This is a genomic window from Streptomyces sp. NBC_01237, from assembly GCF_035917275.1.
In the GTDB taxonomy this organism is placed as follows: Bacteria; Actinomycetota; Actinomycetes; order Streptomycetales; family Streptomycetaceae; genus Streptomyces.
The window spans coordinates 1,245,819-1,268,329 of sequence record NZ_CP108508.1; the positions used below are offsets into that span (position 1 = coordinate 1,245,819).

The following is a 22,511-nucleotide window of genomic DNA, read 5'->3' on the forward strand; positions in this document are numbered from 1 at the left end:
GGGAGATCGGGCCGGACCCGCCGGGCTCCCCCTAGGACCTTCCGACTGCCCGAGGGGTGCTTCATGTCCGACCGCCTTGCACAGCCCGCGTTACGGTGGCGCCGCAGCAGCCGCAGCACCGGAATGAACAACTGCGTGGAGACCGCGCCGCTCGACGGTGAGCACCTGGCCGTGCGGGACTCCAAGGACGTGGACCGGCCGGCGCTGCGCTTCTCCGCGCCGGCCTGGACGTCGTTCGTGACAGGACTGGGCGACCGCCCGGTCAGCTGACCCGGACCGGGACGGCCTCCGCCCGGGGCGCGGTGCGTACGACCGTGTCCACCGCGGTCATGATCTGCTCCTGGGTGAGGTCGGCCCGCGCGGTCAGCCGAAGACGGGAGATGCCGTCCGGCACCGACGGCGGGCGGAAGCATCCCACCAGCACCCCGGCAGCGCGGCAGTCGGCCGCCCAGCGCACCGCCGCGTCCGCGGAGGGCGCGCGCACGGAGACCACCGCGGCGTCGGGTCGCACGGCGGTCAGCCCCGCGTCGGTCAGCCGTTCGTACAGGGCGGCGGCGACCGCTCGGGCCCGGTCCGCGCGTTCCGGTTCCCGGCCCAGCAGTCCCAGCGCGCCGAGGGCGCCGCCCGCCGACGCCGGAGCGAGTCCGGTGTCGAAGATGAAGGTACGCGCCGTGTTGACCAGGTGGTCGATGACCCGGGCCGGACCGAGCACCGCTCCGCCCTGGCTGCCCAGCGACTTGGAGAGGGTCATCGTGGCGACGATGTCCTCGCCGCCCGCGAGCCCGGCGGCGGCGAGCGCACCGCGTCCGCCGTCCCCGAGCACACCCAGACCGTGCGCGTCGTCGACGACCAGTGCGGCACCCTCGGCCCGGCAGGCGTCGGCGAGCGCGGACAGCGGGGCGGCGTCGCCGTCGACCGAGAAGACGGAGTCGGTCACGGCGAGCGCCCGTCCGCCGTGCGTGTGCAGCGCCTTGCGCACCGCCTCGGGGTCCGCGTGCGGAACGATGGCGGTCTCCGCCCGGGAGAGGCGACAACCGTCCACGATCGAGGCGTGGTTGCCCGCGTCGGAGACGATCAGCGAGCCACGGGCGGACAGCGCGGTGAGAGCCGCGAGGTTGGCCGCGTATCCGGAGGAGAGCACCAGAGCCGCTTCGAAGCCGCAGAAATCGGCCAGTTCGCGTTCGAGTTCGGCATGCAGCGCGGTGGATCCGGTGACCAGCCGCGATCCGGTGGCACCCGCGCCCCAGCGGTGCGCCGCTCCGGCGGCGGCGGCGGTGACCTCGGGGTGCCGGGTGAGGCCGAGATAGTCATTGCTCGCGAGGTCGAGGACGTCCGGTTCGGCGGGCCGCGGGCGGAGCGTGCGGACGAGTCCGGCGGCGGCTCGGCGGCGGGCCTCGTCGTTGATCCAGTCGAACGGGGCGAAGGACATGAGACGGTCCCTTTTGTAGGCAGCTCACAGACCCTAGCCGGGTGCGCAGCAGGTCAGGGTGTGGCAATACACACACGCTCACCCGGCTCTCCTGTCTGGTTCCTCCTTGGCCGGAGACCCCGGCGTAGGCCAGGATCGACGCCATGGACCTGCTGAACACGCTGGTGGACAAGGGGCTGCGGCGCGAACTGCCGACCCGCGAAGAAGCGCTCGCCGTGCTGGCGACCTCCGATGACGAACTGCTCGATGTGGTGGCCGCCGCAGGGAAGGTGCGCCGCCAGTGGTTCGGGCGGCGCGTGAAGCTCAACTATCTGGTCAACCTCAAGTCCGGGCTCTGCCCCGAGGACTGCTCCTACTGCTCGCAGCGGCTGGGGTCGAAGGCGGAGATCCTCAAGTACACGTGGCTCAAGCCCGATGAGGCGTCCAAGGCCGCGGCCGCCGGGGTGGCCGGCGGGGCGAAGCGGGTCTGTCTGGTGGCGAGCGGACGCGGGCCGACGGACCGCGACGTCGACCGGGTGTCGCAGACGATCGAAGCGATCAAGGAGCAGAACGAGGGCGTCGAGGTCTGCGCCTGTCTCGGTCTGCTCTCCGACGGGCAGGCCGACCGGCTGCGGTCGGCGGGCGCGGACGCGTACAACCACAACCTCAATACGTCCGAGGGAACGTACGGGGACATCACGACCACGCACACCTACGCGGACCGGGTGGAGACCGTCCAGCAGGCGCAGGCCGCGGGGCTCTCGGCCTGTTCCGGGCTGATCGCCGGTATGGGTGAGAGCGATGCGGACCTGGTGGACGTGGTCTTCTCGCTGCGGGAGCTGGACCCGGACTCCGTTCCGGTGAACTTCCTGATCCCGTTCGAGGGAACCCCGCTCGCCAAGGAGTGGAACCTCACCCCACAGCGCTGCCTGCGCATTCTGGCCATGGTCCGCTTCGTCTGCCCCGACGTCGAGGTCCGCCTCGCGGGCGGGCGCGAGGTGCATCTGCGCTCGATGCAGCCGCTCGCCCTGAACCTGGTGAACTCGATCTTCCTGGGCGACTATCTGACCAGCGAGGGCCAGGCCGGCCAGACGGACCTGGACATGATCGCCGATGCCGGTTTCGAGGTGGAGGGCGCGGGAACGACGACGCTGCCCGAGCACCGGGTGCCGTCCGGTGGCGGCTGCGGTTCGCACGAGGGCGGCTGCGCACCCTGCGGTGACACGGCCGCGGAGGGCGAGGAGCCCGTCTCCGCCGAGGTCCCGGCGGCGCGCACGGATCTGGTGGCGGTCCGCCGCCGGGGCGCCGGTACGGATCTCGCGCCCAATGCCTGAGACCTGCGCCCCCGAGTCGTCCGTAGCTCCCTCGCTCCCGCGCACGCCCGCGCTCGCCCCCGCCGAACTGCGCGCCCTGGACCGGGCGCACGTCTGGCACCCGTACGGCCCGATGCCGGGCCGGCAGGAACCGCTGGTCGTGGAGTCCGCGTCCGGGGTGCGACTCCGGCTCGCCGAACCGGCTTACGGGCAGAGCGAGTTGGTGGACGGCATGTCGTCCTGGTGGTCGGCGGTGCACGGCTACAACCACCCGGTACTCAACGACGCGGCGCGCGGTCAGCTGGACCGGATGAGCCATGTGATGTTCGGCGGGCTCACCCATGAGCCCGCCGTGCGCCTGGCGACACGGCTGGTGGAGATCACCCCGGAGCCGCTGCGCCACGTCTTTCTCGCCGATTCGGGCTCCGTCTCCGTCGAGGTCGCGGTGAAGATGTGCCTCCAGTACTGGCGTTCGGCGGGTCGGCCGGCCAAGCACCGGCTGCTGACCTGGCGCGGCGGCTACCACGGGGACACCTGGCAGCCGATGTCCGTGTGCGATCCCGAGGGCGGGATGCACGAACTGTGGTCGGGGGCGCTCCCCCGGCAGGTGTTCGCCGACGCGCCACCGGACGGTTTCGACGTGGAGCCGGACCCCGGCTACATACGCCGTCTGCGGGAACTGATCGCGTTCCACGCGGACGAACTCGCCGCGGTCATCGTGGAGCCCGTGGTGCAGGGTGCGGGCGGGATGCGGTTCCACTCGCCCGCGTATCTGCGGGTTCTGCGCGAGGCGTGCGACGAGAACGACGTCCTGCTGGTGTTCGACGAGATCGCGAGCGGCTTCGGCCGCACCGGAAAGCTGTTCGCCGCCGAGCACGCCGGGATCTCCCCCGATGTCATGTGTGTCGGCAAGGCCCTGACCGGCGGCTATCTGACCATGGCGGCGACGCTGTGCAGCTCCCGGGTGGCGGAGGGCATCTCCCGCGGCGAGGTTCCGGTGCTGGCCCACGGCCCGACGTTCATGGGCAATCCGCTGGCCGCCGCGGTGGCGTGCGCCTCCGTGGATCTGCTGGTCGGCCAGGACTGGGAGCGGGAGGTCGAGCGGATCGGCGCCGGGCTGCGGCACGGACTGGCCGCCGCGGCCGGTCTGCCCGGTGTCGTCGATGTACGGGTGCTGGGCGCCATCGGTGTCGTACAGCTCGATCACGAGGTGGACATGGAGGCCGCGACCCGGGCGGCCGTACGCACGGGTGTCTGGCTCCGGCCGTTCCGCGATCTCGTGTACACGATGCCGCCGTATGTGACCGGTGATGACGATGTGGCGCTGATCTGCCGGGCCGTGTGCGCGGCGGCCGAGGAGGGCTGAGATGACGATTCTGGTGGTGTCCGGTACGGGTACCGAGATCGGCAAGACGGTGGTGACCGCCGCCGTGGCCGCGGCCGCCCGGGGCTGCCGGGTCGCGGTGCTCAAGCCCGCCCAGACCGGTCTCCGGCCCGGGGAGCCGGGGGACGCCTCCGAGGTGGTGCGTCTGGCGGGCGGTCATGTCACAGCGGTCGAACTGGCGCGCTTCCCCGAGCCGTTGGCCCCGGCGACCGCGGCGCGACGGGCCGGTCTCGCACCGGTGCGCCCGTACGAGGTCGCCGAGGCGGCCGAGAAGCTGGCCACCGAGCACGATCTGGTGCTGGTGGAGGGGGCGGGCGGGCTGCTCGTGCGGTTCGACGACGAGGGCGCCACACTCGCGGACGCGGCCCGGCTGCTGGCGGCGCCGGTGCTGGTGGTGGCGCAGGCGGGTCTCGGCACGCTCAATGTCACCGCGCTGACCGCGGAGGCCCTGCGGGCCCGGGGCCTGACGTGCCTCGGTGTGGTGGTGGGCAGCATGCCGGCCGAGCCGGATCTGGCCGCACGGTGCAATGTGGACGACCTGCCGGTGGCGGCCGGCGCCCCGCTGCTGGGCGCCGTCCCGGCCGGGGCGGGGGCGCTGGCACCCGCCGACTTCAGGGCGCGGGCGGCCAGTTGGCTGGCCCCGGAGCTCGGCGGGGTCCGTACGTGGACGACGGGGGGCTGAGCGGGCCGGTACGGGGGAGAATCGAAGGCAGCCGCTGTTTTCCCGCCACGGAGGCCCGTCATGCATCTGCGCAGCACGAAGATCCCCCGGGACGCCGTGCACCACCCGGTCTTCGCCCGGTTCTATGCCCGGATGAGCGTGAGCGCCGATCAGCGGGGCGGCATCGCCGCGTACCGCCGGGAGCTGCTGGCCGGGGTGTCCGGCCGGGTGATCGAGATCGGCGCGGGCAACGGGCTGAACTTCGCGCACTACCCGGGCGCCGTCTCCGAGGTGGTGGCGATCGAACCGGAGCGCACCCTGAGGCAACTGGCGGTCCGTGCCGCACTGCGGTCCGAGGTGCCGGTGGACGTGGTGCCCGGCGCGGCGGAGGCGCTGCCGGTCAAGAGCGAGGCGTTCGACGTGGCCGTGGCCTCACTGGTCCTGTGCACGGTACGGGATCTGCCCCGGGCGCTCGCCGAGCTCAAGCGCGTCCTGCGGCCCGGTGGTGAACTGCGCTTCTTCGAACACGGGCTGGCGCCGGGCCGGCCCCTGGCGGTCGCACAGCGTGCCGCGGACCGGACCGTCTGGCCGTTGCTCTTCGGGGGCTGTCACACGGCGCGCGACACCCTCGCCGCGATCGAGGCCGCGGGCTTCGAGATGGGGACGTACCGCAGGCTGCGGATTCCGGAGAAGGGCGTGCAGCTCCCCACCTCGCCCTGTGTGCTGGGCGTGGCCCGTCGGCCCTTCACGGTGGACGGCCCGGCCGCGGCGGAATGACCCGTCACGTCCCACTCCGGGGCGGGTGGCCGACCGGTCGCGCAGGGCTGCTGTCCGGTCTCACGTCGACCGGACGGTCGTACATCGGCCGACAGCGGCCGGGCGGGAGGGCCCTCACACGCTCCACTGCCGGAGCTCGTCCGCGATGGCCCGGACGTCGGCCTTGCCCTCCTTGACCAGCCGGGCCAGATCTCTCACCTGCTCGGGCGAGGTGATCACCTTCAGCCCGGAGGCGACCAGGTAGCCGTATGCCACGGCCGAGGCGAACATGGCGTTGGAGCGTTCGAGCGCGGGAACGTGGAGCAGCAGTTGCAGCAGGGCCGCGGCACGGGAATGCGGGTCGCTGTAGACGGGGCTGCCGAAGATCTCCGCCTCGTGGCGGCTCACCGCGGCGACGAGCGCGCCCCAGTCGACGACCTGCGGATCACCGGGCGTCTTGTGCTCGGCGACCATGAGCAGCCAGGAAAGGTCGATCCGTAGGTTCAACGGGTACCTTCGCGCTCCGGGCCGAACTCATCGGCGAACACCGATTCGTACTGCTTCATGAAGTCGGCCGCCGCTTCGACGAAGGTGTGTCCCACCTCGCCCGCGTCCTGTTTGACGAGCTCTTCTATGTAGCGGTTCACGCTCATCCCCCTCTGCAGCGCGCGCTGCCGCGCGGCCTCGGCGGTGGCCTCGTCCACTCGAACGTTCAGCTGAGTCTTGGGCACAGCCTCACGCTAGCGCGACTCCGCTAGCAGCGGCAAGAGGAAGCCGGAGCTGCCCCGTACACCGTTCCCGCTCCATGGATCGCGGGATTCCCCGGTTCGGCGGACGCCCCGCCGTGCGCTTGGCATGGTGGGTGGCAAGCCATCGATCGGACCGTCCACCGGTCCACCGCCGTTGTGCGCCCGGCGCACCGGCGTTCCGTACCGCCGGGGTTCTCGGGGCGCCGGCGGAGTGAGGAGACGGTATGACCAGGCCGTTCCGCTTCGGCGTGAACATGTTGACACCGACCGGCGGCGCGGAGTGGCGCGATCGCTGCCGCCGGGCGGAACAGCTCGGATTCGACGTGATCCTGGTCCCGGACCATCTGGGCATGCCCGCCCCCTTTCCCGCCCTGGTCGCCGCCGCCGCGGCCACGGAGCGCCCTCAGGTGGGCACGTTCGTACTGAATGCCGGTTTCTGGAATCCGACGCTGCTGGCCCGCGAGGCGGCGGGGACGGACGCGCTCACCGAGGGCCGCCTGGAGCTGGGAATCGGCACCGGATACGTACGCGGGGAGCACGAGCAGGCAGGCATCCCGTTCCTCTCCCCCGGCGACCGGGTGGATCACCTGCGGCGTACGGTCCAGGAAGTGGACCGGCTCCTGCGGGACGAGGCCCATCTGCCCGCCCCCGTGCGGCGGCCCCGGCCCCCACTGATGATCGGCGGGAACGGGGACCGGGTCCTGCGACTCGCGGCCGAGTACGCCGACATCGTGGCGTTCACCGGAGCCGCGACGGGGAAGGACGGCTCACTCTCCATGATCAGCGCCGAACAGCTCGACGAGCGGGTCGCCGCCTACCAGGGGTTCGCGAGGGACCGCGAGACCCCGGCAGAGCTGAATCTGCTCCTCCAGAAGGTCGAGGTGACCGAGAACCGGCGTGCGGCCGTGAGCGGCCTGCTGCCGCCCTTCGCGGACCTCGACGACGAAACGGTGCTGGAGCTGCCGCTGTTCGCGGTCGGCACCGTGCGGCAGATCGCCGACCAGCTGCGCGAACAGCGGGAACGGTTCGGCTTCTCGTATCTGAGCGTGCTGGAGCCGTCGATGGAGGCGTTCGGACTGGTGATCGAGGAGCTGGCGGGCAGCTGACCGCGCGAACCCGGCGCGGAGTGCCCCGTACCGGAGCATGACGGAACCCGCCGGAGCACGTCGGCGCGCGCTGTCGGCGTCTGTCGGCGCGTGTCGTCGGCGCGTGTCGGAATCAGCAGGAATGCGACTGAGCGTGACGGAATACGGGCCGCGGGGTACGGGGTATCGCATGCCGAAACACTGTCGACGCCCCGGTCGCCCGGTGCTGGGATTACGTCATGGATGATCTTTCGATACGCGTCGCGACGCCCGCCGACCTGGACGGGATTCTCGCCTTCTGGAAGGTGGCGGCCGAGGGCACCAGCATCAGTGACGACCGGGAAGGCGTCGCACGCCTGGTGGAACGCGACCCCGAGTCCCTGATCCTCGCGGAGCGGGACGGCGCCCTCGCCGGAACCGTGATCGCGGGTTTCGACGGCTGGCGCTGCCATCTGTACCGGCTCGCGGTCCACCCCGACCAGCGCCGCCGAGGAGTCGGTGGTGCACTGCTCGCGGCCGCGGAGGAACGGTTCGTCCGGCTGGGCGGGCGACGGGGCGACGCCATGGTGCTCGACCGCAACGATCTCGCGCGGCACGCCTGGCGAGCGGCGGGATACGTCCCGGAAGCCCAGTGGAGCCGGTGGGTGAAGCATCTGACCGGATGACCCCCGCGGAGGGACCGACTACCCTCGATCGACCACCCGCATGCGATATCGACGACCCGCCTGCGACTTTGCTGATCCTTTACTATGGGATCTCATTTCGACCACCCCCCTCTTCGAAAGGTGTGAGCGTCCGCCCATGGGCGAGCCTCCCAGTAGCCGACATCGCCGACATCGCGCGATCCTCCTGACCCTGCCCGATCATGGGACGGAGGTGAACCGATGACCGAAGTGCTTCTGCTGCTCGTCGCGGTACTGCTCTCCCTGGCCTGTGGCGCCTTCGTCGCCGCGGAGTTCTCCCTGACCACGGTGGAGCGCGGCGAGCTCGAACGGGCCGTGGAGCGGGGCGACCGGGGCGCGTCGAGTGCCCTGAAGGCCGTTCGCAGCCTCACCTTCCAGCTCTCCGGTGCGCAGCTCGGCATCACGGTCACCAACCTGGTGGTCGGCATGCTCTCCGAACCGTCCATCTCCAAGCTGATCCGCGGACCGGTGGAGGCGATCGGCCTCTCACCCGGTGTGTCGTCCTCGATCGCCCTCGTGATCGGCACGGCCCTGTCCACCGTGGTCCTGATGGTGGTCGGCGAGCTCGTCCCGAAGAACTGGGCGATCTCCTCCCCGTTGGCCGTGGCCAAGGCGGTCGCCACACCGCAGCGTGCGTTCACCGCGGTGTTCCGCCCCTTCATCAGCCACCTCAACAACACCGCCAACCGGATCGTCCGCCGCTTCGGTCTCGAACCGGCGGAAGAACTGGCCTCGGCCCGCAGCCCCCAGGAGCTGGTGGCACTGGCCCGGCACTCCGCCAAGGCGGGCGCGCTGGAGGCGGACACCGCCGAGCTCTTCGTCCGCACCCTCAATCTGGCGGAACTGACCGCGGAGAACGTGATGACGCCGCGGGTCCAGGTCACCGCCCTCGACATACAGGCGACGGCCGAGGATGTGGCCAACGCCACCCGGGCGACCGGACTGTCCCGCTTCCCCGTCTACCGGGGCAGCCTCGACACGGTCGTCGGCGTGGCCCACATCAAGGACGTGCTGGCGATCCCGGCGGAGCAGAGGTCGCGCAGACGAGTCTCGGAGATGCTGCGCGAACCCCTTCTCGTACCGGAGACGCTCACCGTGGACCGGCTGCTGGACCGGCTGTCCGGCAAACTCGCGATGGCCGTCGTGATCGACGAGTACGGCGGCACGGCCGGCGTGGTGACGCTGGAGGACATCGTCGAGGAGGTCGTCGGCGAGGTGCGCGACGAGCACGACCCGCACGAGACACCGGACCTCGCCCCCGCCGGTGAGGACGCCGACGGACGCACCCTGTGGTCGGCCGACGGCGCGGCCCGCACCGACCAGCTCCGCACCATCGGGCTGCGGGTGCCGGACGGACCGTACGAGACGCTGGCCGGGCTGATCGCCACCGAGGTCGGCCGCATCCCGGCGGTGGGTGACACCGTCGAACTGGCCGACTGGCGGATCGATGTGGTGGACGCCTCCGGGCGCCGCGCCGCGCGTGCCCTTCTGCACGCCCCGCTGCCCGGCTCCGAGGAAGACATGGAGGACGCACGATGATCGCCCTCCAGCTGTTCATCGGCCTCTTGACCCTCGTGGTCAACGCCTTCTTCGTCGGCGCGGAGTTCGCGCTGATCTCCGTACGCCGCAGCCAGATCGAGCCGGAGGCGGAGGCCGGGAACCGGCGGGCCCGCAGCGTCATCTGGGGACTGGAGCATGTATCTGCGCTCCTCGCGGCGGCCCAGCTCGGCATCACGCTCTGCACACTGGTGCTGGGCATCGTCGCGGAGCCGGCCATCGCGCACCTCCTGGAGCCCGTCTTCGACGCGGTCGGTGTGCCGCACGGACTGGTCCATCCGATCTCGTTCGTGATCGCCCTGTCCGTGGCCACATATCTGCACATGCTGCTGGGCGAGATGGTCCCCAAGAACATCGCCCTGGCCGAGCCTGCCCGCAGCGCCCTCCTGCTCGGGCCGCCCCTGGTGGCCCTCGCCCGCGCCCTGCGTCCGGTGATCTTCACGATCAACGCCTTCGCCAACGCGCTCCTGAAGCTTCTGCGGGTGGAGACGAAGGACGAGGTGTCCGCGACCTTCTCGGACGACGAACTGGCGCGGCTGGTGAAGGACGCCGGGGACGCCGGGCTGGTCGACGACCGCTCGGCGGAGCGGCTGCGGCACGCCCTGGAACTGGGCCGTCGCCCGGTGCGGGACGTGGTCATGCCGGTCGACCGGGTGGTGTACGCCCGGATCGGCACCACACCCGAGGAGCTGGAACGCCTCTCCTCCGTGTCCGGCTTCTCGCGCTTCCCCGTGATGGACACCGAGGAGCGCATCCTGGGCTACCTCCATGTGAAGGACGCGCTGGACGCGACTCCGCGCGATGTCCCCTTCCCGGTGACCGCGATGCGGCCGATCGCACGGGTGCGCGCGGCGACTCCGCTCGATGACGTGCTCACCGCGCTCCGGCGCAGCCGCACCCACCTGGCGGCCGTACTCGACGAGGACGGCCGGCTGGCGGGCATGGTCACGATGGAGGACGTACTGCGCGAGCTCGTGGGCAGGCCACAGGCGCGCTGAGTCACCAGGAGGGGCGGGACAGCCGACGTGCACGGCTGCCCCGCCCCTCACTCATGTGCCGTGCCTGTCCATCCCCCGTCCCGGACGCCCGGACCCCGGCGCGGCTGCCACGGTACGATCGCAAGGCCATGGAATTGAATGCCTCCTACACCAGTCTTGTCGCGGTCGGCGACTCGTTCACCGAGGGCATGTCGGACCTGTTGGCCGACGGTACGTACCGGGGGTGGGCCGATGTCCTCGCCGCCCGGCTCGCGGCCCGCTCCCCCGGATTCCGGTACGCCAACCTCGCCGTACGCGGAAAACTGATCGGCCAGATCGTCGACGAGCAGGTGGCACCCGCGGCAGCCCTGCAGGCGGATGTCGTCACCCTCGTGGGCGGTCTCAACGACACGCTGCGGCCCAAGTGCGACATGGGCATGGTGCGCGCCCGGCTCGAAGAAGCGGTGGAGCGGCTGGCTCCGTCCTGCAAGCAGTTGGTGCTCATGCGCAGCCCCGGTCGCAACGGCCCGGTGATGGAACGTTTCCGTCCGCGCATGGAGGAGCTGTTCTCGCTGGTCGACGACCTGGCCGACCGGCATGGGGCACTGGTGGTGGACCTGTACGGCGCGCCTTCGCTCGGCGATCCCCGCATGTGGGACGTCGACCGGCTGCACCTCACCGCCGAGGGGCACCGCAGGGTGGCCGAGGCGGTCTGGCAGAGCCTGGGCCTCCCCTCCGAGCTCGACTGGCGGACGCCGATGCGGGCGACACCGCCTCTGCGCTGGCCGACGCGGCGGGTCGACGACCTCCGCTTCGCCCGGCAGCACCTGGCGCCCTGGATCGGGCGTCGGCTCACCGGCCGGTCGTCGGGGGACGGGCGGTCGGGGGCACAGTTCAGCGCGGAGACGGGCCGGGCTTTCTGGATCACGCCCGCCGACTCCGCCGCTCCGGGCCCGGTGGCGAGCTGGCACCGGGTGGAAGACTCCGCACCCTGACCGGGTGAAAGACCTCACACGGACTGACCGGGTGAAGTCCTCCGGACACTGACGGCGCCTCGGGGCCCGTGCACGGCATCCTTCGCTCTCGGGCATCCGGGGCGCCTCGGCTCCCGGGTATCCGACGCCTCCGGGTGCACGCGGTGGATTCCACCGCCCGACGGCAGGGACTGACCCCGGCCCCACTCACCGCTGCCATACCCCGCGCGCGTTCGTAGCAAGCCACAAACCGGCCTGCGGCGCTGGCCTGCACAAACCGCCAGTAGAATCTGTTCACGTGACTGCTGTGTCTGCGAAGCCTCGCATCCCCAATGTCCTGGCCGGCCGCTATGCCTCCACGGAGCTGGCCGTCCTCTGGTCCCCCGAGCAGAAGGTGAAGCTGGAGCGTCAGCTGTGGCTGGCGGTGCTGCGCGCTCAGAAGGACCTCGGGATCGAGGTCCCCGACGCGGCTCTCGCCGACTACGAGCGCGTCCTCGACCAGGTGGACCTGGCCTCGATCGCCGAGCGCGAAAAGATCACCCGGCACGACGTGAAGGCCCGGATCGAGGAGTTCAACGCTCTCGCGGGCCACGAGCAGGTCCACAAGGGCATGACCTCCCGGGACCTGACCGAGAACGTCGAGCAGCTGCAGATCCGGCTCTCGCTGGAGCTGATGCGCGACCGTACGGTGGCGGTCCTGGCCCGTCTCGGCAAGCTGGCGGCCGAGTACCGCGAGCTGGTCATCGCGGGGCGCTCGCACAATGTCGCGGCTCAGGCGACGACCCTCGGCAAGCGCTTCGCCACCGCGGCGGACGAACTGCTCGTGGCGTACGGGCGGCTGGAGGACCTCCTCGGCCGCTACCCGCTGCGCGGTATCAAGGGCCCTGTCGGTACGGCGCAGGACATGCTCGACCTGCTGGGCGGGGACGCCGGGAAGCTCGCCGACCTGGAGCAGCGCATCGCCGGGCACCTCGGCTTCGCCCAGGCCTTCACCTCGGTCGGTCAGGTCTATCCCCGCTCGCTCGACTACGACGTGGTGACCGCTCTGGTCCAGCTGGCGGCGGCCCCCTCGTCGGTGGCGAAGACCATCCGGCTGATGGCCGGCCACGAACTGGTCACCGAGGGCTTCAAGCCCGGCCAGGTCGGCTCGTCCGCGATGCCGCACAAGATGAACACCCGCTCCTGCGAGCGTGTGAACGGGCTGATGGTGATCCTGCGCGGCTATGCCTCGATGACGGGTGAGCTCGCCGGTGACCAGTGGAACGAGGGCGATGTGTCCTGCTCCGTGGTCCGCCGGGTGGCCCTGCCGGACGCCTTCTTCGCGTTCGACGGCCTGCTGGAGACCTTCCTGACCGTTCTGGACGAGTTCGGCGCGTTCCCGGCTGTCGTGGCGCGGGAGCTGGACCGTTACCTGCCGTTCCTGGCCACCACCAAGGTCCTCATGGGCGCCGTACGGGCCGGGGTGGGCCGCGAGGTCGCCCACGAGGCCATCAAGGAGCACGCGGTCGCCTCCGCCCTGGCGATGCGCGAGCAGGGTGCGGAACGCAACGAACTGCTGGACAAGCTGGCCACCGACGAGCGGATCCCGCTGGACCGCGCACAGCTGGACGCCCTGATGGCCGACAAGCTGTCCTTCACCGGTGCGGCGGGCGACCAGGTCACCGCCCTGGTGTCCCGGATCGAGGACATCACGAAGCAGCACCCGGAGGCCGCGGCCTACACCCCCGGTTCCATCCTCTGACGGTCACCACGGTCACCCGATGACACCCGAAGAGCTCCAGGCCGCCCGCGATCGCGTCGTTCCCGATGTGGTCGCGGGCGGCCTGCGTGTGCTGTTCTGCGGAATCAATCCGAGCCTGATGACCGCCGTCACGGGCCATCATTTCGCGCACCCCGGCAACCGCTTCTGGCCGGTGCTCCACCTCTCGGGCTTCACGCCCCGTCGGCTGAAGCCCTCGGAGCAGGGCGAACTACTGGCCCACGGACTCGGCATCACCAACGTGGTGGCCCGTGCGACGGCTCGGGCGGACGAACTCGGCGCCGACGAATTCCGCGAAGGCGGCCGGATCCTGGCGGAGAAGACGGAACGGCTCGCACCGCTGTGGCTCGCCGTGGTCGGTGTCACGGCGTATCGCACGGCCTTCGGTGAACGCGGTGCGCGGATCGGCCCGCAGGACCGGACGATCGGCGGCGCCCGCGTATGGGCCTTGCCCAACCCCAGCGGCCTCAACGCCCACTGGACCACCCACACCATGGCCGACGAGTACGCCCGCCTCCGTGAAGCCGTCGAGTCGCCCCCATCGGCCTGTCCCTGAACGCTGCGGAAACCGGGCTTCACCCAGGTACCTCTGCGCCGACAAGACCTCACCGTCCCGTCGGCCCCATGCCGGAGAGAGTTCACTCCGTTCATGCCTCGCGGCAAAACCGATCAGGGCGGGTCGATCACGGTCACCAGGACAGTCAGCTCGCAGCCCGGTCCGCCCGCCTCCAGGAAGAGCCCCACCGCGAGCCACCGGTCCTCTATCCGCCAGAGCTGAAGGTACTCGCAACCGGCGACCGGATCCGCCCAGGGTTCCGGTATCACCTCGCCTGCCATCATCCGCTCCTGCGCGCTCCACAGACTCACCAACTGCGGCTCGCCCCAGCGCGAGGTGAGCAGAGTCAGCAGCGCGTCGTGCTCCGCGAGACACTGGGCCCGGTGCTCAGGACCACCTGGCTCGTCGTCGTCCCAGTGCTCCTCATCCGTGTGCAGGGAGGCAGTGTGATAGCCGGGTCCGCTGACTCCTGAACCCCATGGGGTGCGCTCCTCGGGAAACTCCCTGGTGCGCATCCCGTCGATGAGGCGGAGGTGATGTGCGGTCGTCATGCCATCAGTAAACCGTCTGGCACTGACAAGTGACGTCCTGGCCCCTGCCGTGAAGCGCACCGGGTGGCTGGAGCGGCTTCGTCTCCCGAGGCGCCTCCCTCTGCCTCCGCTATTGGGCCTCACGCGTCCCGTTTCCGTATCGCCCACCAGCCCGCGAGCAGCGCGGCCGCGGCCCAGGCCGCCGTCACCGTCAGTCCCGTCCACGGCCCGAGGCTGCCGTCCGGATTCTGGTGCAGCACCAACTGGCCCGCCCGGTCCGGAAGATATCGAGACACACCGCCCACGATGTCCCCGATCACGAAGGAGACGATCAGGATGAAGGGTATGAGCAGGCTGAGCACTGCCACGGCACTACGGAACAGCGCCGCCAGCCCTGCCGCGAACAAGGCCATCAGCGCGAGGTAGACACCGCCTCCGAAGGCTGCCCGCAGTGCGCCCGGATGCCCGAGGCCGATCGCGAAGTCCCCCATGAAGAGCTGTCCCACCAGAAACGCGGTGAAGCTGGTGATCAGCCCCACGCCAAGGGCCAGGCCGCCCACGACTGTCATCTTGGACAGGTAGAAGAGACCGCGGCGCGGGACGGCACACAGCGATATCCGTAGAGCACCGTTGAGGAACTCCGAAGACAGTGCGGTCGCACCGAAGCTGATGGCGGCGATCTGTCCGAAATTCAAGGCGTAGAAGGCGTCGAAGACCGGCTCGGCACCCGCGTTGCCCGCCTCCGCGCGGCCGATCGTGGCGAACGTGAGAACAGTGATGGCAAGTGTCGCGACGAAGACCGCTGCCAGCGAGCCGGAGATGGACCTCATCGATCTGATCTTGATCCACTCGGAGTGGAGCACTGCGGTCGGGGACATGGTCACGCCTCCTGGCGATCGCTGGGCGACGCCGTGGCGGCGGCGAATTCCGTCTGGTCCGCCGTGAGATCCAGGTATGCCTGTTCCAAGCTCATCCGCTCGTCGATGAGTTCAAGGAGAGGGATGCCTTCAAGAGCGGCCAGGACCCCGATGTCCTCGGCCGTGGCACCGTCGACCGTCCAACTCCCGTCGTCACTTTGTGCGGGTGTATGACCTTTCCGGGTCAGCACGTCTCGGAGCCTGCTGGACTGCGTCGTACGCAGTCGCACCCGGGGCCGGCTGCGGGAGTCGAGGAACTCCCGCATCGGCATGTCGACGAGGAGTCTGCCCCTGCCGAGAACCACCAAGTGGTCGGCGAAGGACGATGTCTCGTTCATGAGATGGCTGGAGATCAGAACCGTGCGGCCTTCGCGAGCCAGCCTCTTCATCAGCTCGCGGATCCAGACGATGCCTTCGGGGTCCAGTCCGTTGGACGGCTCGTCCAGCATCACCACCTCCGGGTCGCCGAGCAGCGCCGCCGCGATTCCGAGGCGTTGCCGCATACCGAGGGAGAAGGTCTTGATCCGCTTTCTCGCCACCGGTCCGAGTCCGGCCTCCTCCAGCAGGTTGTCCACACGGGTGGGCGCTATGCCGTTGCTCGCGGCATGGGCGAGCAGGTGGTTGCGCGCTGTGCGCGAGCCGTAAGCTGCCTGGGCGTCGAGCAGCGCACCGACCCGATTCAGCGGATTGTGCAGCGCGGCGTAGCTTTTCCCGCCCACGGTCGCCGTGCCACCGGTCGGCCGGTCGAGACCGAGGACGAGTCGCATGGTGGTGGACTTTCCCGCACCGTTCGGACCGAGGAATCCAGTGACCCGGCCGGGCAGCACGCTGAACGTGAGGCGGTCCACGGCGCGAGCGGGGCCGTATTCCTTGGTGAGTTCGTGGACGTCGATGCTGGTCATGTCCTCAGCCTGGCCGCCGTGCCCGCCGCCCTGCCTCCCCCGACCGTGGGGTTCATCTCCCTCGCTCGGGGGAGCCGTCGTGTGCTGCGCGGCTGACACGATGACGGCATGCGCCGCTTCCTCATCCCGCTGGCCAGGCCGGTCACCTACACCCGCTGGCTGCATCTGCTCGTTCCGGCCGCCGTCGTCAGCGTGTGGCTGTTCATCTCGATGGACACACCGTGGATGCCGATGCTCCTCGCGGTGCCGGTGGGACTCGTCCCCGCGATGCGCCTCGCGGAGGGGGTCCAGGCGCAGTTGCTCCTCACTCCTGACGAGCGCGGTAGTCCGGATGCCTCGATCTCCGCGGCGGTCGCGGTTACATGGGCGGACCGGTGGCGGACCGTTCTGTGGCTGGAGGTGCGGTTGCTGCTGGCCCTCACAGCAGGGCTGGCGACGATCTGGCTGCCCGCCACCACGGTCGACCTCGTCCTGATCGGCCTGGGCAGAGTCCCAAGTGACGACGGACTGCTCGCGTACGGCGATCCGCCCGGTTGGTGCACGCTGCTGCTCGCTCCTCTGCCCATGGTGCTGCTGTTCCCCGTGATCGTTCTCGCGGGCACTCTCGCCACAGCGGCGGCCCGCCAGTTGCTCGGGCCTTCACCGGCGGAGCGGATGACCGCTCTTGAGGAGCTCACCGAGCAGTTGCTGGAGCGCAATCGCATCGCTCGCGAGCTGCACGACTCCATCGGGCACGCGCTCACGGTCGCCGTGGTGCAGGCGGGTGCGGCGCGGACCGCGAACGATCCCGAGTTCACCGAGCGAGCACTCGCCGCCATCGAGGAGACGGGGCGTGATGCGCTGGACGATCTGGAGCGGGTGCTGAGGGTGCTGCGGGAGTCCGGTACGCCGGTGAGCCGACGGCCGACGCTCGGCGAGGCCGACCGCCTCCTCGACTCGGCCCGCGGCTCCGGTGCCACGGTGGACGCGGAGGTGTCCGGAACTCTGGACCAGGTACCGGGCCCGGTGTCCCGCGAGGGCTATCGCATTCTTCAGGAGTGCCTCACCAATGTGCTGCGTCACGCCGGGTCGGTCCCCGTCCGGGTGAGGATTGCCGTGATGAGCGGGTGCCTGGAGCTGGAGGTGGCCAATCCGCTGACGGGATCTTCCGGGCTGTCGGGGAGCGGAAGTGGGCTGCGTGGCATACGTGAGCGGGCGGCGCTCCTGGGCGGAATGGCTAGAACAGGGCCCTACGACGGCGAGTGGAGAGTCCATGTGAGCCTCCCTCTGGACCGCATACGCTGACCGGATGCCGGTTACCGTTCTTCTGGTCGACGACGAACCTCTTGTACGCGCGGGCCTGCGTGCCGTCCTTGGGGCTCAGCCCGATATCGAGGTGGTGGGCGAGGCGGCCGACGGCGCCGCGGTGATCCCTCTGGTGCGTCAGCTGCGACCCGATGTAGTGGCGATGGATGTGCGGATGCCCCTGATGGACGGCATCGAGGCGACCCGGGTGGTGCTGCGGACGGTGCCGGATCCGCCGAAGATCCTTGTGGTGACGACGTTCGAGAACGATGAGTACGTCTATGAGGCGCTGCGGGCGGGGGCCGACGGCTTTCTGCTCAAGCGCGCCCGGCCCGCCGAGATCGTGCACGCGGTGCGCCTGGTGGCCGAGGGCGAGTCGCTGTTGTTCCCCGCGGCGGTCCGGCAGCTCGCGGCCGAGTACGGCACGAGCAAGGCCAGAGCGGCCATGGACCGGGCCGCGCTCACGGAGCGCGAGGGCGAGGTGTTGAGGCTGATGGCCCGGGGGCTGTCCAACGCGGAGATCGCGGGCAAGCTGGTGGTCGGCGTCGAGACGGTCAAGACGCATGTCAGCGCCGTGCTCGGCAAGTTGGGCGCGCGGGACCGGACGCAGGCGGTCATCGCCGCGTACGAGTCAGGTTTCGTCGCTCCGCGATGACGTAGGTTGCGGCTCGGTACCGGCTGCGGCCGAGGGTCGCCGAGCCCCTGGCCAGCGAGTACGATCCGGCAGACATGCGCGCACGAGGTGGGAGGACACACGGTGGGCCGGCTGACCGGTGGAGACCCTTCGCTGTTGCGGCGGATCAATTCCGCGGTGGTGCTGCACGCCCTGAGAGGGGCCGGCACTCCGACCTTGACCGATCTGACCCGGATCACGGGTCTGTCCCGGCCGACGGTCGAGGGCGTGATCGAGGGGCTGTTCGAAGCGGGCCTGGTCGTCGAGGCCGTGCCCGACGAGAGTGAGGCCCGGCGTCAGGGGCGGCCGGCGCGACGGTTCCGGTTCCGTGCCGAGGCGGGGCATCTGCTGGGCATCGAGATCGGTCCGCACCGGGTCTCCTCGATGCTCTCGGGGCTGGACGGCCGGATCATCGGTGCCGGGTCGCGTGCGGTGTCCGAGACCGCGGGCGCGGACGACCGGCTCGACCAGGTCAGGGCCGTGATCGCGGATGTTCTGCGGCGCACGGGCGTGGCCAGGAGCAGTCTGCGTGCGGTGGGTGTGGGCAGTCCGGGCATCGTGGAGGCGGACGGGACCGTGCGGCTGGGAACCGCCCTGCCGGACTGGACCGGCCTGCCTCTCGGGGAGCGGCTGCGGCGTTCGTTCCGTTGCCCGGTGCTCGTGGAGAACGACGCCAATGCCGCGGCGGTGGCCGAGCACTGGAAGGGTGCGGCGACCGAGTCCGACGACATCGTCTTCGTACTGGCGGGGCTGAGCCCCGGTGCCGGGTCGCTGATCGGTGGGCGTCTGCACCGCGGTTTCGGCGGCGCGGCCGGTGAGATCGGCGCCCTGCACCTTCTGGGCAGGGATGTGACCCCGGAGCATCTGCTGTCGACGACGGACACACCGCTGGTGCCTCTGGACGAGCACGCCGTGACCGCTGTGTTCGCCAAGGCCCGGCACGGCGATGCCGGAGCGCAGGCGGCCGTGGAGCGGTTCATTCAGCGGCTGGTGCACGATGTGGCGGCTCTCGTGCTGGCACTCGACCCGGAGTTGGTCGTGATCGGGGGCTGGGCGGCCGGTCTGGACGGTGTCCTGGACCCGCTCCGCAACGAGCTGGCGCGTTACTGTCTGCGCCCTCCGAGAGTGGCGCTGTCGCTCCTGGGCGAGGCGGCTGTCGCCACCGGTGCCCTGCGACTGGCACTCGATCATGTCGAGGAGCAGTTGTTCGCGGTGGACGGCACGGTAACGGCCCGCCGCTGAGTGCGACGGGCCGTGCGCTGCGACGCGTAGCCGGTGGGGCGGGTGGGCTCGATCACCCGGGACCCGTGCGTACGGGACCCGGGCGGCTCGGGCGCTCCAACCCGGAGCCGGGCCGCGTCAGGATGCCTGGCGCTCCTGCTCGTCGTGGGTGATCTCCAGCGCGCCCGAGTCCCCGAAAGTGAGCCGGCAGGTGTCGGCCCGGTACGTGGCGACGGAGACGGCCGCAGTGCCGCCCGCGGCGAAGTAGCGGGTGGTGACCACGAGGACGGGCGCGCCGGGGAGCCTGTCGAGCTCCTTGGCGTCGTCCGCACGGGCGGACCCGAGCTCGACGGAACGGTCCTGTCCTTCGAGGCCCAGCCGGTGCAGCTCGCGCAGCACACTCCGGGCGCGGGCGGGACCGGACGGTGAGTCGATCGCGGAGAGTTCCGGCACGGACGACGCCGGGACGTACAGCAGCTCCGCGGCGACCGACTGCCCATGGGTGACACGGATCCGGCGCACCACGTGCACCTGCTCCTCCGCGCTCGCGTCGAGCATGGCGGTCACCGCGGCCGGGGCCGTGTCGGTGGTGCAGTCGATGGGCTGCCACGCCTCGCCGGCGACTCCGCCGGTCCAGTCGTGCTGCGCGGTGGAGACCGCGACGCCTACGCGCGGCGGGGCGACGGTCGTCCCCACACCACGGCGGCGATGCAGCCTGCCTTCGAGTTCGAGCTGCTCCAGCGCCTGGCGGAGCGTGGCTCGTGCGACACCGAACCGTGCCGCGAGGTCACGCTCGTTGGGCAGGACCGCTCCCACCGCAAAGTCCGAGTCGAGTGCCTCGCTGAGCACGGTCTTGAGGTGCCAGTACTTCGGCTCCTGAACCGATTCCAGCTGCGTGGTCCCCACCCTGTCCTCCGCAATCGCCCAGCGTCTATTCCGCGACGTTATTTATTAAAGGTTCCTGTCTTAAGGTGACCTTAGGGTGACGCACCCCCTTGGTCAAGACCAATCCTTATTCCGTAACGGAGCGAAACGGGGCTTTGGCGCAGAGCGTTCACAGGACGTTCTTGACACGGTGAGCCGCGCGCAGCACAAAGCCCCACGAGCGCGGCGGCCCGTGGGGCTCTGACCAGGAACGTTGGGAACCTGTGAGGCGCGAGAAGTCAGCCCTTACCGCTGGGACGGGCCACTATTCGATGGACAGAGCGGCAAGCTTGTCCGGATTTCGAATAATATAGGCGCATTGAATGGCTCCGTCACGAACATCCACCTGGAAGAAACTGTCGGGCTTTCCTCCGGAGAACAGCACCACGCCCGGACCGCCGTTGAACTCCGCGAACCGGACCTCCATACCGGGCTCCATCTCGTGCGCCACCGCGAAGAGGAACCTGCCGACCTTGTCCGCGGTCTCGATGATCCGCCTCGGCGCCTTCGACTTGCCCCCGCTGTCGCTGACGAGCCGGACATCGGGGGCCAGCAGTGCGAGGAGCTGCTCGATGTCACCGCCGGACGCGGCCGCCAGGAACCGTTCGGTGAGGTCGCGCCGCTCCGCCGGATCCACGTCGTAGCGCGGCTTGCGCTCCTCCACATGACGCCTGGCGCGTCCGGCGAGCTGGCGGACGGCGGCGTCGGTGCGGTCCAGGGCGAGCGCGATCTCGGCGTACGGGAACCCGAAGGCCTCGCGCAGGACGAAGACGGCACGCTCCAGCGGCGAGAGCGATTCGAGGACGACCAGCACGGCGAAGGACACGGAATCGGCGAGTACGGCCCGTTCCGCGGTGTCGGGCACGGACGGCCCGAAGTCGGTGACGACCGGTTCGGGCAGCCAGGGCCCGATGTACGCCTCGCGGCGCGAGCGGAGCTGCCGGAGCCGGTCGATGGCGAGACGGGTCGTGATCCGTACGAGGAACGCCCTCGGTTCCCGTACCTCCTCATGCGCCGTGGACGACCATCGCAGCCATGCCTCCTGCACCACATCCTCGGCGTCCGCGACGCGGCCCAGCATGCGGTAGGCGACCCCGGTGAGCACGGGGCGGTGTTCCTCGAAGAGGTCGGTCGCGGTGTCGGCTGTCACTCCCCCATCCCAGCCGACACGCCGGACACTGTCCAGCGGGAATCGCCGGGCCCCTTGAACTGCAAGCTACCGAACGGTAATTATTATTGACGCGACGTCTACTCACCTCAGGGAGCAGCGACATGGTCACCACGGTCTCGTTCACCATCGAATCGGCCCACGGCCCACGCCCCGTCTCCGTGACGTACGAACGGATCGGTTCCGGCGAACCGTTGCTGCTGCTCCACGGCATCGGACACCACCATCAGGCGTGGGACCCGGTGCTGCGGATCCTGGCCACCGAGCACGATGTCATCGCCGTGGACCTGCCGGGATTCGGGGCTTCCCCGGCGCTGCCGGACGGTGTCCCATACACCTTGGAGTCGGTGACCCCCGTTCTCGGCGCCTTCTGTGCGGAGCTCGGCCTCGACCGTCCGCATGTGGCGGGCAACTCGCTCGGCGGGCTGCTCGCCCTGGAGATGGGCCGCTCGGGGCTCGCCCGTTCAGTGACCGCGCTGTCCCCGGCCGGATTCTGGACGGAACACGAGCGGCGCTACGCCTTCGCGACCCTGCGCGCGATGCGCAGGGGAGCACTGTCGCTGCCGTTGACGATGATCGAACGGATGTCGCGGAGCGCGGCCGGGCGGGCGGCTCTGACCAGCACCATCTACGCGAGGCCCGGGAAGCGTTCACCCGAGGCCGTGGTCGCCGAGACCCTGGCTCTGCGCGAGGCGACGGGATTTCACCAGACGCTGGCCGTCGGCCGGAACGGCGGGTTCACCGATGATGTGCCGGGGCTTCCCGTCACCGTCGCCTGGGGCAGCCGCGACCGGTTGCTGCTGCGCCGCCAGGGGATCCGGGCCAAGCACCGGATCCCCCGCGCCCGGCTCGTGCGGCTGCCCGGTTGCGGCCACGTCCCGATGAACGACGACCCGGCGCTGGTGGCGCGCGTCGTCCTCGACACGAGCCGCTGACCCGGCGGCACGCCCCGCCGCGTCCGTGGAGGGCGTGCGGCGTCCCAGGACACCGGAGCCGAGCGCCACCCCGGCGCCGACCAGCAGGCTTCCCA

The 22,511-nt window shown here is 70.4% G+C and carries 24 protein-coding genes; 16 read left to right on the top strand and 8 right to left on the bottom strand.

Annotated elements, in window-relative coordinates:
- The first annotated feature begins 63 nt into the window (after positions 1-63).
- On the top strand, positions 64-270 hold the full coding sequence (locus OG251_RS05550) for a DUF397 domain-containing protein (RefSeq protein WP_073718791.1): 207 nt from the start codon (positions 64-66) through the stop codon (positions 268-270).
- Here OG251_RS05550 and OG251_RS05555 read toward each other — a convergent pair.
- The gene (locus OG251_RS05555) at positions 263-1,429 is read right to left on the bottom strand and encodes an 8-amino-7-oxononanoate synthase (protein WP_326676070.1); all 1,167 of its coding nucleotides are present in this window, start codon (positions 1,427-1,429) and stop codon (positions 263-265) included. The two genes, OG251_RS05550 and OG251_RS05555, sit on opposite strands and share 8 nt — an antisense overlap.
- A 143-nt stretch (positions 1,430-1,572) precedes the next feature.
- Here OG251_RS05555 and bioB point away from each other — a divergent pair, with 143 nt between their 5' ends.
- Genes bioB through OG251_RS05575 form a run of 4 tightly spaced genes read left to right on the top strand, consistent with a single transcriptional unit; the run spans position 1,573 to position 5,543 of the window.
- Positions 1,573-2,742, top strand: coding sequence for a biotin synthase BioB (bioB, locus tag OG251_RS05560; protein WP_326676071.1), 1,170 nt, complete (start codon positions 1,573-1,575; stop codon positions 2,740-2,742).
- On the top strand, positions 2,735-4,087 hold the full coding sequence (locus OG251_RS05565) for an adenosylmethionine--8-amino-7-oxononanoate transaminase (protein WP_326676072.1): 1,353 nt from the start codon (positions 2,735-2,737) through the stop codon (positions 4,085-4,087). The genes bioB and OG251_RS05565 overlap by 8 nt, the downstream gene beginning before the upstream one ends.
- 1 nt (position 4,088) lies before the next feature.
- Complete coding sequence (bioD, locus tag OG251_RS05570; RefSeq protein WP_326676074.1) at positions 4,089-4,787, top strand: dethiobiotin synthase; 699 nt, start codon at positions 4,089-4,091, stop codon at positions 4,785-4,787.
- A gap of 60 nt (positions 4,788-4,847) precedes the next feature.
- Positions 4,848-5,543 (top strand): class I SAM-dependent methyltransferase, encoded by a 696-nt coding sequence (locus tag OG251_RS05575; RefSeq protein ID WP_326676075.1) that lies wholly within the window; start codon positions 4,848-4,850, stop codon positions 5,541-5,543.
- A 114-nt stretch (positions 5,544-5,657) separates the two neighbouring features.
- Here OG251_RS05575 and OG251_RS05580 read toward each other — a convergent pair whose 3' ends face one another.
- Together OG251_RS05580 and OG251_RS05585 are read right to left on the bottom strand one after the other, a co-directional pair.
- Complete coding sequence (locus OG251_RS05580; RefSeq protein WP_073718785.1) at positions 5,658-6,029, bottom strand: fic family toxin-antitoxin system, toxin component; 372 nt, start codon at positions 6,027-6,029, stop codon at positions 5,658-5,660.
- Complete coding sequence (locus OG251_RS05585) at positions 6,026-6,253, bottom strand: antitoxin (protein WP_073718784.1); 228 nt, start codon at positions 6,251-6,253, stop codon at positions 6,026-6,028. Before OG251_RS05585 ends, OG251_RS05580 begins: the two co-directional genes overlap by 4 nt.
- 242 nt (positions 6,254-6,495) lie before the next feature.
- Here OG251_RS05585 and OG251_RS05590 point away from each other — a divergent pair, with 242 nt between their 5' ends.
- The 7 genes from OG251_RS05590 (at position 6,496) to mug (ending at position 13,862) form a co-directional block, all read left to right on the top strand.
- Positions 6,496-7,377 carry a TIGR03621 family F420-dependent LLM class oxidoreductase gene (locus OG251_RS05590; RefSeq protein ID WP_326676077.1) on the top strand — a complete coding sequence of 294 codons (882 nt, stop codon included), beginning with the start codon at positions 6,496-6,498 and terminating at the stop codon, positions 7,375-7,377.
- Positions 7,378-7,595: 218 nt separating this feature from the next.
- Entirely contained in the window at positions 7,596-8,021 is a 426-nt protein-coding gene (locus OG251_RS05595; protein ID WP_326676079.1) for a GNAT family N-acetyltransferase, read from the top strand.
- Between the two features lie 219 nt (positions 8,022-8,240).
- Positions 8,241-9,578 carry a hemolysin family protein gene (locus OG251_RS05600; RefSeq protein ID WP_326676081.1) on the top strand — a complete coding sequence of 446 codons (1,338 nt, stop codon included), beginning with the start codon at positions 8,241-8,243 and terminating at the stop codon, positions 9,576-9,578.
- Positions 9,575-10,594 (top strand): hemolysin family protein, encoded by a 1,020-nt coding sequence (locus tag OG251_RS05605; RefSeq protein ID WP_326676082.1) that lies wholly within the window; start codon positions 9,575-9,577, stop codon positions 10,592-10,594. The genes OG251_RS05600 and OG251_RS05605 overlap by 4 nt, the downstream gene beginning before the upstream one ends.
- 128 nt (positions 10,595-10,722) lie before the next feature.
- Entirely contained in the window at positions 10,723-11,568 is an 846-nt protein-coding gene (locus tag OG251_RS05610; RefSeq protein WP_326676083.1) for an SGNH/GDSL hydrolase family protein, read from the top strand.
- Positions 11,569-11,845: 277 nt separating this feature from the next.
- The gene (gene purB, locus OG251_RS05615) at positions 11,846-13,288 is read left to right on the top strand and encodes an adenylosuccinate lyase (RefSeq protein WP_326676084.1); all 1,443 of its coding nucleotides are present in this window, start codon (positions 11,846-11,848) and stop codon (positions 13,286-13,288) included.
- A 19-nt stretch (positions 13,289-13,307) separates the two neighbouring features.
- Positions 13,308-13,862, top strand: coding sequence for a G/U mismatch-specific DNA glycosylase (gene mug, locus OG251_RS05620; protein ID WP_326676085.1), 555 nt, complete (start codon positions 13,308-13,310; stop codon positions 13,860-13,862).
- 113 nt (positions 13,863-13,975) lie between these two features.
- Here mug and OG251_RS05625 read toward each other — a convergent pair whose 3' ends face one another.
- The 3 genes from OG251_RS05625 to OG251_RS05635 form a co-directional block, all read right to left on the bottom strand.
- Positions 13,976-14,413: a hypothetical protein gene (locus OG251_RS05625; protein WP_326676086.1), complete on the bottom strand. Its 438-nt coding sequence runs from the start codon at positions 14,411-14,413 to the stop codon at positions 13,976-13,978.
- 119 nt (positions 14,414-14,532) lie between these two features.
- The gene (locus OG251_RS05630; RefSeq protein WP_326676088.1) at positions 14,533-15,276 is read right to left on the bottom strand and encodes an ABC transporter permease; all 744 of its coding nucleotides are present in this window, start codon (positions 15,274-15,276) and stop codon (positions 14,533-14,535) included.
- The gene (locus tag OG251_RS05635; protein ID WP_326676089.1) at positions 15,273-16,211 is read right to left on the bottom strand and encodes an ATP-binding cassette domain-containing protein; all 939 of its coding nucleotides are present in this window, start codon (positions 16,209-16,211) and stop codon (positions 15,273-15,275) included. Before OG251_RS05635 ends, OG251_RS05630 begins: the two co-directional genes overlap by 4 nt.
- Before the next feature lie 108 nt (positions 16,212-16,319).
- On the opposite strand from OG251_RS05635, the gene OG251_RS05640 reads away from it, so the two are divergent.
- The 3 genes from OG251_RS05640 (at position 16,320) to OG251_RS05650 (ending at position 19,410) form a co-directional block, all read left to right on the top strand.
- Positions 16,320-17,495 carry a sensor histidine kinase gene (locus tag OG251_RS05640; protein ID WP_326676090.1) on the top strand — a complete coding sequence of 392 codons (1,176 nt, stop codon included), beginning with the start codon at positions 16,320-16,322 and terminating at the stop codon, positions 17,493-17,495.
- A gap of 4 nt (positions 17,496-17,499) precedes the next feature.
- On the top strand, positions 17,500-18,150 hold the full coding sequence (locus OG251_RS05645; protein ID WP_073718773.1) for a response regulator: 651 nt from the start codon (positions 17,500-17,502) through the stop codon (positions 18,148-18,150).
- 102 nt (positions 18,151-18,252) lie between these two features.
- Positions 18,253-19,410, top strand: coding sequence for an ROK family transcriptional regulator (locus OG251_RS05650; RefSeq protein ID WP_326676093.1), 1,158 nt, complete (start codon positions 18,253-18,255; stop codon positions 19,408-19,410).
- Positions 19,411-19,527: 117 nt separating this feature from the next.
- Here the strand turns inward: OG251_RS05650 and OG251_RS05655 are convergent, their stop codons facing one another.
- Both OG251_RS05655 and OG251_RS05660 read right to left on the bottom strand, forming a co-directional pair.
- The gene (locus OG251_RS05655) at positions 19,528-20,295 is read right to left on the bottom strand and encodes a GntR family transcriptional regulator (protein WP_326676094.1); all 768 of its coding nucleotides are present in this window, start codon (positions 20,293-20,295) and stop codon (positions 19,528-19,530) included.
- Between the two features lie 283 nt (positions 20,296-20,578).
- Positions 20,579-21,463 carry an RNA polymerase sigma-70 factor gene (locus tag OG251_RS05660; protein WP_326676095.1) on the bottom strand — a complete coding sequence of 295 codons (885 nt, stop codon included), beginning with the start codon at positions 21,461-21,463 and terminating at the stop codon, positions 20,579-20,581.
- A gap of 122 nt (positions 21,464-21,585) precedes the next feature.
- Here OG251_RS05660 and OG251_RS05665 point away from each other — a divergent pair, with 122 nt between their 5' ends.
- Positions 21,586-22,416 (top strand): alpha/beta fold hydrolase, encoded by an 831-nt coding sequence (locus tag OG251_RS05665; protein WP_326676097.1) that lies wholly within the window; start codon positions 21,586-21,588, stop codon positions 22,414-22,416.
- The last annotated feature ends 95 nt before the right edge of the window (positions 22,417-22,511 follow it).

Bases quoted from the DNA above. Each gene is read 5' to 3' on its own strand.
- OG251_RS05595 (WP_326676079.1), top strand. From the start codon at position 7,596: ATGGATGATCTTTCGATACGCGTCGCGACGCCCGCCGACCTGGACGGG.
- OG251_RS05635 (WP_326676089.1), bottom strand. From the start codon at position 16,211: ATGACCAGCATCGACGTCCACGAACTCACCAAGGAATACGGCCCCGCT.
- OG251_RS05640 (WP_326676090.1), top strand. From the start codon at position 16,320: ATGCGCCGCTTCCTCATCCCGCTGGCCAGGCCGGTCACCTACACCCGC.
- mug (WP_326676085.1), top strand. From the start codon at position 13,308: ATGACACCCGAAGAGCTCCAGGCCGCCCGCGATCGCGTCGTTCCCGAT.
- OG251_RS05555 (WP_326676070.1), bottom strand. From the start codon at position 1,429: ATGTCCTTCGCCCCGTTCGACTGGATCAACGACGAGGCCCGCCGCCGA.
- OG251_RS05600 (WP_326676081.1), top strand. From the start codon at position 8,241: ATGACCGAAGTGCTTCTGCTGCTCGTCGCGGTACTGCTCTCCCTGGCC.
- OG251_RS05665 (WP_326676097.1), top strand. From the start codon at position 21,586: ATGGTCACCACGGTCTCGTTCACCATCGAATCGGCCCACGGCCCACGC.
- OG251_RS05605 (WP_326676082.1), top strand. From the start codon at position 9,575: ATGATCGCCCTCCAGCTGTTCATCGGCCTCTTGACCCTCGTGGTCAAC.
- bioB (WP_326676071.1), top strand. From the start codon at position 1,573: ATGGACCTGCTGAACACGCTGGTGGACAAGGGGCTGCGGCGCGAACTG.
- OG251_RS05590 (WP_326676077.1), top strand. From the start codon at position 6,496: ATGACCAGGCCGTTCCGCTTCGGCGTGAACATGTTGACACCGACCGGC.
- OG251_RS05565 (WP_326676072.1), top strand. From the start codon at position 2,735: ATGCCTGAGACCTGCGCCCCCGAGTCGTCCGTAGCTCCCTCGCTCCCG.
- OG251_RS05550 (WP_073718791.1), top strand. From the start codon at position 64: ATGTCCGACCGCCTTGCACAGCCCGCGTTACGGTGGCGCCGCAGCAGC.
- bioD (WP_326676074.1), top strand. From the start codon at position 4,089: ATGACGATTCTGGTGGTGTCCGGTACGGGTACCGAGATCGGCAAGACG.
- OG251_RS05610 (WP_326676083.1), top strand. From the start codon at position 10,723: ATGGAATTGAATGCCTCCTACACCAGTCTTGTCGCGGTCGGCGACTCG.
- OG251_RS05645 (WP_073718773.1), top strand. From the start codon at position 17,500: ATGCCGGTTACCGTTCTTCTGGTCGACGACGAACCTCTTGTACGCGCG.
- OG251_RS05575 (WP_326676075.1), top strand. From the start codon at position 4,848: ATGCATCTGCGCAGCACGAAGATCCCCCGGGACGCCGTGCACCACCCG.
- OG251_RS05625 (WP_326676086.1), bottom strand. From the start codon at position 14,413: ATGACGACCGCACATCACCTCCGCCTCATCGACGGGATGCGCACCAGG.